Here is a 9,321-nt window from a genome sequence, read left to right as displayed (position 1 = left end):
GCCCGGAGTAAGCGACAGGAAACACAAAGTCTGCGGCCCCTGATCGCCTGGCGATCAGGGGCCGAACGAAATTGAGATGATGAGAGCGTCACCATGAAAGAACGACTGCATAACGACTTTCAGTTTGTTGAAGTAGGCCGCGTTGATCCTAAAAAATTTCCGGCCAGCAAGCGTCGCAAGAACTTTGGCGAAATTTACCATCCCTATGAGCCCGCGCAGGCCGGTAGCCAGGCCCATCGCTGTCTTGAGTGCGGTAACCCTTATTGCGAATGGAAGTGCCCGGTTCATAACTATATTCCGAACTGGCTGAAGCTGGTGTCGGAAGGCAACATCATGAAGGCAGTCGAGTTGTGTCATCAGACCAACTCCCTGCCGGAGGTCTGTGGCCGTGTTTGCCCCCAGGACCGCCTATGTGAGGGCGCCTGTACTCTGAACGACGGTTATGGCGCTGTGACCATTGGCTCTGTGGAGAAGTACATCACCGACACAGCTTTTGCTCTGGGCTGGAAACCGGATCTGTCCGACGTTCGCTGGACCGACAAGAAAGTTGCCGTCATCGGGGCTGGCCCTGCGGGTCTTGGCTGTGCCGATATTCTGGTCCGTAACGGTGTCCGTCCGGTGGTGTTTGACCGCTACCCGGAAATTGGCGGGCTTCTGACCTTCGGCATTCCGGAGTTCAAGCTGGAAAAATCTGTGATGACCCGGCGCCGCACGGTTTTTGAGGAAATGGGCGTGGAATTCCGGTTGTCCACCGAAGTCGGCAAAGACGTTCAGCTACAGGACATCATCGACGAGTTCGATGCGGTCTTTATGGGCATGGGTACCTACACCTACATGAAAGGTGGTTTTCCCGGGGAAGACCTGCCGGGCGTTCACGATGCGCTGCCGTTTCTGGTTTCCAACGTCAATCGTCGTCTGGGCTTTGAAAAGTCAGAAGACGAGTTTATTGATATGAAAGGCAAGCGCGTGGTGGTTCTTGGCGGTGGTGACACGGCCATGGACTGCAACCGCACCTCCATTCGCCAGCAGGCCACGAGCGTGGCCTGTGCCTATCGCCGTGACGAGGCCAACATGCCGGGTTCCCGTCGCGAGGTGGCCAACGCCAAGGAAGAGGGCGTGAAGTTCCTGTTCAATCGTCAGCCTATCGCCATTATCGGCGAGGATCGGGTAGAGGGCGTGAAGGTGGTGCAGACCCGGCTTGGGGATCCGGATGAAAACGGTCGTCGTCGTCCAGAGGTGGTGCCAGGCAGTGAGGAAGTTATTCCGGCGGATGCCGTACTGGTGGCCTTCGGTTTCCGTCCAAGCCCGGCCGACTGGTTCGGAGAGATGGACGTGGCGACGGATGATTCCGGCAGGGTAACCGCGCCGGAAGCGTCGGAGTTTGCCTTCCAGACCACCAATCCGAAAATCTTCGCCGGTGGCGACATGGTGCGCGGCTCCGACCTGGTCGTTACAGCCATCTGGGAGGGGCGCCAGGCCGCCGAGGGTATTCTTGATTATCTGGACGTGTAATCCGCGGCGGGTATGACCGCCGTCAAAAGGGTGACTCACCACGGCTGAGTCACCCTTTTTTATCGAGGCAAAAACGGTATCATTGCCGTCCGAAACACCCACACTGGGAATTGCTATGACCGAGCTGAAGAATGACCGTTTCCTGCGGGCGCTGATGCGCCAGCCCGTTGCCGGCCGGTATCTGCCGGAATACCGTGCCACTCGTGCGGAAGCGGGAGACTTCCTCAGTCTGTGCAAGAACACGCCGCTGGCCTGCGAAGTGACCATGCAACCGTTGCGGCGTTACCCGCTGGACGCGGCTATTCTGTTCTCGGATATTCTTACCATTCCGGACGCTCTCGGGCTTGGGCTGTACTTTGAAACCGGCGAGGGCCCCAAGTTCAGGAATGTTATTCGTTCCGAAGCCGATGTGGCTGCATTACCGACCTTGAAGGCCGAGGTGGACCTGGACTATGTAATGAATGCCGTCTCGACCATTCGGCGGGAACTCAACGGTTCGGTTCCGCTGATCGGATTTTCCGGCAGTCCATGGACACTGGCCACTTACATGATTGAGGGCGGCTCCTCCAAGGATTTCCGGGAAGCCAAGAAGCTGATGTACGGACAACCCGAGGTCATGCACCGCCTGCTGGATCATCTTGCAAATTCGGTGATCGACTACCTGAATGGTCAGATTCGCGCCGGAGCCCAGGCCGTTCAGATTTTTGATACCTGGGGCGGCGTGCTCATCACCTGGGCTTATCGGGAATTTTCCCTGGCCTACATGAAAAAGATTGCGGATGGCCTGATCCGTGAGCACGAAGGTCGCCGGGTGCCACTGATCATCTTTACCAAGAACGGCGGACAGTGGCTGGAGTCCATGGTGGACGTGGGCGCGGACGCGCTCGGTCTGGACTGGACTACCGATATTGGCACAGCCCGTGCCCGGGTAGGGGACCAGGTGGCGCTTCAGGGCAATATGGATCCCGCCATGCTGTACGCGCCGCCGGCGCGAATCCGTCAGGAAGTGGCGGATATACTGTCCCGCTTTGGTAACGGTTCAGGGCATATTTTCAATCTGGGCCATGGCATTACGCCGGATGTCGACCCGGCCCACGCCGGCGCGTTTATCGAGGCAGTGGTTGAACTCAGTGGCGAGTACCACCGCTGAGCGGGAGGCGTATCAGTAACTCTTCTGGAACCGATCCGTTCTCGGGTCTATAGTCTCGGAAGCAGTCGCCACAGCATCGGGAGTCGGGTCGTGGAAAATAACAAACCTGAAAAACGTCGTTTTCAGCGCATCCTGTTTGATGCGCCCTGTGAAATCTACTGGCAGGACGACGTTCAGGTCGCGGAGTTACTGGATATCTCTCTGAAAGGTGCCCTGGTCCGACGGCCGGATGGCTGGGCGGCTTCTGAAGGTGAGCCTTGCGAGTTGACCATCCATCTGAACGACCACGAAAGTGCCATCGTGATGGCGGTCACCCTTCGTCATCTGGAAAAGGATCGGCTCGGCTTCAAGATCGAATACATTGATCTTGAGAGCGCGTCTCATCTCAAACGACTGGTTGAGCTGAACCTCGGTGATGCAGACTTGTTGGAGCGGGAGCTGGCCCACCTGATCGAGTAATCAATCAGGGCGGGGCTCAGAGATCCTCAAGGGCAGACAGGGCTTCACTCAGCTTGGTGACCGGAATGATCTTCATGCCTTCGATCGCCTTGCGGGGCGCATTGGCTTTGGGCACCAGAGCCCGTGTAAACCCGTGCTTTGAGGCCTCGTAAATCCTTTCCTGACCACTGGGTACCGGGCGGATTTCGCCAGACAGACCCACCTCACCGAAAATCACCAGGTCCTGGGGCAGGGCCCGGTCCCGGAATGACGATACCACCGCGGCCAGCAGCGCCAGATCCGCGCTGGTTTCGCTTACCCGCACACCTCCGACCACGTTTACAAACACATCCTGATCGGCAATATGCAGTCCGCCGTGGCGGTGCAGCACTGCCAGCAGCATGGCCAGCCGGTTCTGGTCCAGGCCCACCGCCACCCGGCGCGGATAGCCGCCCTGAGCCATATCCACCAGTGCCTGAATCTCCACCAGCATGGGCCGGGTGCCTTCCCAGACTACCATTACCACACTGCCGGGAGCGGCTTCCTCACCCCGGTTCAGGAAGATCGCGCTGGGATTTTTGACCTCTTTCAGTCCCTGCTCGAGCATCGCAAACACCCCCAGCTCGTTCACCGCCCCGAAACGGTTCTTGATGCCGCGCAGGGTGCGGTAACGGCTGTCGTTGGAGCCTTCAAGAAGAATGGAGCAGTCAATCATGTGCTCCAGCACCTTGGGGCCGGCCAGGCTGCCGTCCTTGGTGACATGGCCAATCAGGAACAGAATGGTGCCGGTCTGTTTGGCAAAACGGGTCAGAAAGGCCGCGCTCTCCCGCACCTGCGATACGCTGCCCGGCGCGGACTCGATATCCGCCACATGCATCACCTGAATACTGTCCACCACCAGGATTCGTGGTTGCTCGGCTTCTGCGATCTGCATTACCCGCTCAACGCTGGTTTCCGAGAGCATTTTCAGATCACCGGTCGGCAGTCCCAGGCGCTTGGCCCTCATGGCCACTTGCTGAAGCGATTCCTCGCCAGTGACGTAGAGAGCGGAATGCTGCGAGGCGAGGTTGCACACCGCCTGCAGCAGCAGGGTGCTTTTGCCTGCCCCGGGGTGGCCCCCCATCAGCACGGCGGAGCCCTCAACCAGGCCTCCGCCCAGAACCCGGTCGAACTCCAGCATGCCGGTGCTGAGGCGGGTCTGTTCGGCAAGGCTGACATCGTCGAGGCTTTGCACCGCCGACAGGCTGCCTGCGAAGCCGTCAAAGCGGGCGCCGCGAGCACCCCGGGCGTTGGCGCCGCTGACGCCACGAACCTCGCTGATGGTGTTCCAGGCCTGGCAGGCGGTGCACTGGCCCTGCCACTTGGAGTAGTCTGCACCGCAGTCGGTGCAGACGTAGGCAGTTTTCGCCTTTGCCATCAGGCCAGCTTCTTGTATTTCATGCGCTGTGGCACCAGCGCAGAGTCGCCCTTGCGCTTCTTGTGGTCTTCGTCGTACTCGGTGAAGTTGCCGTCAAAGAACACCACTTCACTGTCGCCTTCAAAGGCCAGGATGTGGGTGGCGACCCGGTCCAGGAACCAGCGGTCGTGAGAGATGACCATCACCGAGCCGGGGAAGTTCAGCAGCGCCTCTTCCAGTGCCCGCAGGGTTTCTACGTCCAGATCGTTGGTGGGTTCGTCCAGCAGCAGAACGTTGCCGCCCTCCTTCAGAAGTTTGGCCAGGTGCAGGCGGTTGCGCTCACCACCGGACAGATCACCGACCCGTTTCTGCTGATCGGCGCCCTTGAAGTTGAAGCGCCCCACATAGGCCCGTGAAGGGGTTTCGTAGTTGCCGATCTTGATGGTATCGAGGCCGTCGCTGAGCTCCTCCCAGACGGTCTTGTTACCTTCCAGATCCCGCATCTGGTCCACATAGGCCAGTTTGACGGTATCGCCGATGGTGATGGTGCCGGTATCCGGGGTGTCCTCGCCGGCAATCATCCGGAACAAGGTCGATTTACCGGCACCGTTACCACCGATGATGCCGACAATGGCGCCCGGCGGCACGGTCAGGTTCAGGTTCTCGTACAGCAGCTTGCCGTCAAAGGACTTGCTGACGTTCTCGACTTCGATCACCTTGTCGCCAAGGCGGGGGCCCGGTGGTATGTAGAGTTCGTTGGTCTCGTTACGTTTCTGGAAGTCCTGGGAGCTCAATTCCTCAAAGCGGGCCAGGCGGGCCTTGCTCTTGGACTGTCGTCCCTTGGCATTGCTGCGAACCCACTCCAGTTCCTGTTTGATGGTTTTCTGGCGGGCATCTTCCTGCTTTGCCTCCAGCTCCAGGCGTTTCTCCTTGCCTTCCAGCCACTGGCTGTAATTGCCTTCAAACGGGATGCCATGGCCCCGGTCCAGCTCAAGAATCCAGCCAGCGACATTGTCGAGGAAGTAACGGTCGTGGGTGATGGCTACCACGGTGCCGGGGTAGTCATGAAGGAACCGCTCCAGCCAGGCCACGGATTCGGCGTCCAGGTGGTTGGTGGGCTCATCCAGCAGCAGCATGTCGGGACCAGACAACAGCAGGCGGCAAAGGGCCACGCGCCGGCGTTCACCACCGGACAGGTTTTTCACCGGGGCATCCCAGGCGGGCAGGCGCAGGGCGTCGGCGGCCACTTCCATCTTGCGTTCAATGTCGTGACCGTCTGTGGCCTGGATCAATGCCTCGAGTTCGCCCTGTTTCTTGGCCAGGGCGTCAAAATCTGCATCCGGCTCGGCGTAGGCGGCGTAGACCTGGTCAAGTTCTGCAAGGGCGTCATGGACTTCGGCAACGGACTCATCGACGATGTCTTTCACCGTTTTACTTTCGTCCAGCTCCGGTTCCTGGGGCAGATACCCCACCTTGATGCCGGGCTGGGGCCGGGCTTCACCGATGTAATCCTGGTCAACGCCGGCCATAATGCGAAGCAGGGTCGACTTACCGGAACCATTGAGGCCGAGCACGCCGATCTTGGCACCCGGGAAAAAGCTCAGGGAAATGTCCTTGAGGATTTCGCGTTTCGGCGGAACAACCTTGCCCACGCGGTTCATACTGTATACGTACTGTGCCATAACCGGCTGCGACCTCTGGTTTCGTTCGGAGCAAATGAAATACGGAGCCTCAGAGCCAACTCCGTTAAAGTAACGCCATAAGGTAACGAAACCACTACGCCAAGGCAATCGGCCCCAGACCCGCAAGGCGGTCTGGCCGAAGAGGTGTCGCCTTCGGTGACGGTTTCTACGCAATTGCCGAAGGATGATTTTTTACCCCTTTATGGGCTAGAATAGCGACCCATTTTTTCGCGGAAGCGTTGGCGCCGATTTCTTGTCCGGGCACCTTCGATTTCCGACCCGTATTTATCGACGGTTTGCCGGGTGGACGGAGTGTCCAGCCGCATACACAGCACACAGGGGCAGCGCAGCCATGTTTAACCGTGAAATGAAAATTGCCGGCTTTGACGACGAACTCTGGAGCGCCATGCAGGCGGAATCCCGGCGCCAGGAGGCGCACATTGAGCTGATCGCGTCTGAAAACTACACCAGCCCACGGGTCATGGAAGCCCAGGGCAGTGTGCTGACCAACAAGTACGCGGAAGGCTATCCCGGCAAGCGCTACTATGGTGGCTGCGAGTTTGTGGATATCGCTGAAGATCTGGCCATCGACCGGGCCAAACAGCTGTTCGGAGCGGCCTACGCCAACGTGCAGCCACACTCCGGTTCCCAGGCCAACTCGGCGGTGTTCATGGCCCTGCTGAATCCCGGCGACACAGTGCTTGGCATGAGTCTGGCCCACGGTGGTCACCTGACCCACGGCGCCAGCGTAAACTTTTCCGGCAAGATTTATCATGCGGTTCAGTACGGTCTGAACCCGGAAACCGGGCTGATCGATTACGATGAAATCGAAGCTCTGGCGCTGGAACACAAACCGAAAATGATTATTGCAGGCTTCTCGGCCTACTCCCAGGAACTGGATTTCGCCCGTTTCCGCGCTATTGCCGACAAGGTAGATTCTTACCTTTTCGTGGATATGGCCCATGTGGCCGGGCTGGTGGCTGCCGGGGTCTACCCGGATCCGATTCCCCACGCCCATGTTGTCGCCACGACCACCCACAAGACCCTGCGTGGTCCCCGCGGTGGTCTGATCCTGGCGTGCGACGATGAAAGTCTGCACAAGAAGCTCAACTCAGCCGTTTTCCCCGGTGGCCAGGGTGGCCCGCTGATGCATGTGATTGCCGCCAAGGCCATATGTTTCAAGGAGGCCATGAGCGAAGAATTCAAGGAATATCAGCGCCAGGTGGTGAAGAATGCCGCAGCCATGGCTGAGGTTTTCATCGACCGTGGTTACGATGTGGTTTCCGGTGGTACCAAAAACCACCTGTTCCTGCTCAGCCTGATCAAGCAGGACATTACCGGTAAAGATGCCGATGCTGCGCTTGGTCGTGCCCACATCACGGTCAACAAGAATGCCGTTCCCAATGACCCGCGCTCGCCGTTCGTGACGTCAGGTCTGCGTATCGGCACGCCAGCGGTGACCACCCGGGGCTTTGGCGAGGCGGAATGCCGGGATCTTGCGGGCTGGATCTGCGATATACTCGACAACATCAACGATGACGCGGTGAACAGCCGGATCCGGTCACAGGTAGAAGCCCTGTGCGCACGTTTCCCGGTGTACGCTGGCTGAACCGACCGCTGAATCAGTGGTCTGCCGGGTGGCCTGCCGTCACCCGGTGTCTTGCCGGAGTTTCAGGTTATGCATTGTCCGTTCTGTGGAGAAGCTGACACCAAGGTGATCGACTCCCGTCTGGTGGCGGAGGGTGATCAGGTGCGTCGGCGCCGGGAATGCCTGTCCTGCCGGGAGCGGTTCACCACCTTTGAAACGGCCGAACTGGTGATGCCGCGGGTGGTCAAGCAGGACGGAACCCGCCAGCCCTTTGATGAGGACAAGCTCCGGTCGGGTATCATGAAGGCTCTGGAGAAGCGCCCGGTCAGCATTGAAGAAATCGAGGCGGCGCTGAACCGCATCAAGTACCGTTTGCGGGCGACCGGCGAGCGGGAAGTGAAATCCATGCAGCTCGGTGAGGAAGTCATGACCGAGCTGCGTCAGCTCGACAAGGTTGCGTACGTGCGGTTTGCGTCGGTATACCGCAGCTTTCAGGACATCAACGAGTTCAAGGAAGAGATCGAGCGGCTGTCGGTGAGCATCGGCGACGGTGACGGTACCGATAGCTCCGATGCCGCCGATGTCGCCAGGGCGCTGACCCGTAAAGATTCAACCAAGGGCTCTGCATGACAACATCGCAGGACGTAGCCATGATGGCCCGGGCAATACAACTTGCCCGTCGCGGGCTTTATTCCACGCACCCCAACCCCAGGGTCGGTTGTGTGATTGCCCGTGATGATCACGTGCTGGGGGAAGGCTGGCACGAGCGGGCCGGCGAGGCCCACGCCGAGGTGCGGGCCCTCAGTATGGCCGGACCGGATGCCCGGGGTGCCACGGCCTACGTCACCCTTGAGCCCTGCAGTCATTTCGGCCGGACGCCGCCGTGCTCCCGGGCACTGATTGATGCCGGTGTAGCCCGTGTGGTTGCGGCCAGTAAAGACCCCAACCCCAGCGTCTCCGGCAGGGGCTTGCAGCAACTGCGGGATGCCGGCATACAGGTGGTCGAGGGCGTTTTGCAGGAGGAAGCGGCAAAACTCAACCCTGGTTTTCTGAAGCGTATGAACACCGGCCGGCCCTGGGTTCGGATCAAGATTGCCTGCAGTCTGGACGGTCGCACGGCGATGGCCTCAGGGGAAAGTCAGTGGATCACCGGGCCGGAATCCCGCAGCGATGTGCAGCGGTTGCGGGCGATGAGCGATGCGATCCTCACCGGGGTCAACACGGTGCTGGTGGACGACCCCTCGCTGACCGTGCGTCGCAATGAGCTGGGCGACCTGGGGCAGGCAACAGAACCCTCGCGGCAGCCCTTGCGAGTGATTGCCGACCGGGATGCCCGCACGCCGGCTGCCGCCAAGATTCTGCGGGGGGGTAATGTCTGTGTGTTCTGCTCTTCCGGAGCGCTGGCCACTGCGCCGGCCCAGGATCTGTCGGCGCTGGGTGTCACCCTGACCGGCATTGGCTGGCAGGACGATGGTGTGAATCTCCATCAGCTGCTGGACCGGCTTGGTGAGCTGGGCGTAAATGAGTTACTGATTGAAGCCGGTCCAGCAGCTGA

At 59.7% G+C, this 9,321-nt stretch carries 8 protein-coding genes; 6 read left to right on the top strand and 2 right to left on the bottom strand.

Going from position 1 to position 9,321, the window contains the following annotated elements; genetic code table 11:
- The first annotated feature begins 93 nt into the window (after positions 1 to 93).
- The 3 genes from AAC035_RS14250 to AAC035_RS14240 all read left to right on the top strand — a co-directional run bounded on the left by AAC035_RS14250 (position 94) and on the right by AAC035_RS14240 (position 3,121).
- Complete coding sequence (locus AAC035_RS14250) at positions 94 to 1,512, top strand: FAD-dependent oxidoreductase (RefSeq protein ID WP_339805267.1); 1,419 nt, start codon at positions 94 to 96, stop codon at positions 1,510 to 1,512.
- Between the two features lie 115 nt (positions 1,513 to 1,627).
- Entirely contained in the window at positions 1,628 to 2,662 is a 1,035-nt protein-coding gene (hemE, locus tag AAC035_RS14245) for a uroporphyrinogen decarboxylase (protein WP_339805265.1), read from the top strand.
- A gap of 90 nt (positions 2,663 to 2,752) precedes the next feature.
- On the top strand, positions 2,753 to 3,121 hold the full coding sequence (locus AAC035_RS14240; protein WP_339805263.1) for a PilZ domain-containing protein: 369 nt from the start codon (positions 2,753 to 2,755) through the stop codon (positions 3,119 to 3,121).
- Between the two features lie 16 nt (positions 3,122 to 3,137).
- Here the strand turns inward: AAC035_RS14240 and radA are convergent, their stop codons facing one another.
- Together radA and ettA are read right to left on the bottom strand one after the other, a co-directional pair.
- Complete coding sequence (radA, locus tag AAC035_RS14235) at positions 3,138 to 4,517, bottom strand: DNA repair protein RadA (protein ID WP_339805260.1); 1,380 nt, start codon at positions 4,515 to 4,517, stop codon at positions 3,138 to 3,140.
- Positions 4,517 to 6,178 carry an energy-dependent translational throttle protein EttA gene (ettA, locus tag AAC035_RS14230; protein ID WP_339805258.1) on the bottom strand — a complete coding sequence of 554 codons (1,662 nt, stop codon included), beginning with the start codon at positions 6,176 to 6,178 and terminating at the stop codon, positions 4,517 to 4,519. Before ettA ends, radA begins: the two co-directional genes overlap by 1 nt.
- A gap of 352 nt (positions 6,179 to 6,530) precedes the next feature.
- Here ettA and glyA point away from each other — a divergent pair, with 352 nt between their 5' ends.
- The 3 genes from glyA to ribD all read left to right on the top strand — a co-directional run.
- Positions 6,531 to 7,787 carry a serine hydroxymethyltransferase gene (glyA, locus tag AAC035_RS14225; protein ID WP_339805256.1) on the top strand — a complete coding sequence of 419 codons (1,257 nt, stop codon included), beginning with the start codon at positions 6,531 to 6,533 and terminating at the stop codon, positions 7,785 to 7,787.
- 69 nt (positions 7,788 to 7,856) lie between these two features.
- Positions 7,857 to 8,396 carry a transcriptional regulator NrdR gene (nrdR, locus tag AAC035_RS14220; protein WP_339805254.1) on the top strand — a complete coding sequence of 180 codons (540 nt, stop codon included), beginning with the start codon at positions 7,857 to 7,859 and terminating at the stop codon, positions 8,394 to 8,396.
- Positions 8,393 to 9,321: bifunctional diaminohydroxyphosphoribosylaminopyrimidine deaminase/5-amino-6-(5-phosphoribosylamino)uracil reductase RibD (ribD, locus tag AAC035_RS14215; RefSeq protein WP_339805252.1), on the top strand; the 929-nt coding region annotated here is incomplete at its 3' end. The genes nrdR and ribD, both read left to right, overlap by 4 nt.

Origin of the sequence: uncultured Marinobacter sp. (assembly GCF_963974375.1) — a bacterium.
Lineage (GTDB): Bacteria > Pseudomonadota > Gammaproteobacteria > Pseudomonadales > Oleiphilaceae > Marinobacter.
Note: the sequence above shows the minus strand (reverse complement) of the source record. Positions and strands in the feature narration are given on the sequence as shown.

Excerpts from the sequence above, each read along its gene's own strand:
- glyA (WP_339805256.1), top strand. The coding sequence starts at position 6,531 with ATGTTTAACCGTGAAATGAAAATTGCCGGCTTTGACGACGAACTCTGG.
- hemE (WP_339805265.1), top strand. The coding sequence starts at position 1,628 with ATGACCGAGCTGAAGAATGACCGTTTCCTGCGGGCGCTGATGCGCCAG.
- radA (WP_339805260.1), bottom strand. The coding sequence starts at position 4,517 with ATGGCAAAGGCGAAAACTGCCTACGTCTGCACCGACTGCGGTGCAGAC.
- AAC035_RS14250 (WP_339805267.1), top strand. The coding sequence starts at position 94 with ATGAAAGAACGACTGCATAACGACTTTCAGTTTGTTGAAGTAGGCCGC.
- ettA (WP_339805258.1), bottom strand. The coding sequence starts at position 6,178 with ATGGCACAGTACGTATACAGTATGAACCGCGTGGGCAAGGTTGTTCCG.
- nrdR (WP_339805254.1), top strand. The coding sequence starts at position 7,857 with ATGCATTGTCCGTTCTGTGGAGAAGCTGACACCAAGGTGATCGACTCC.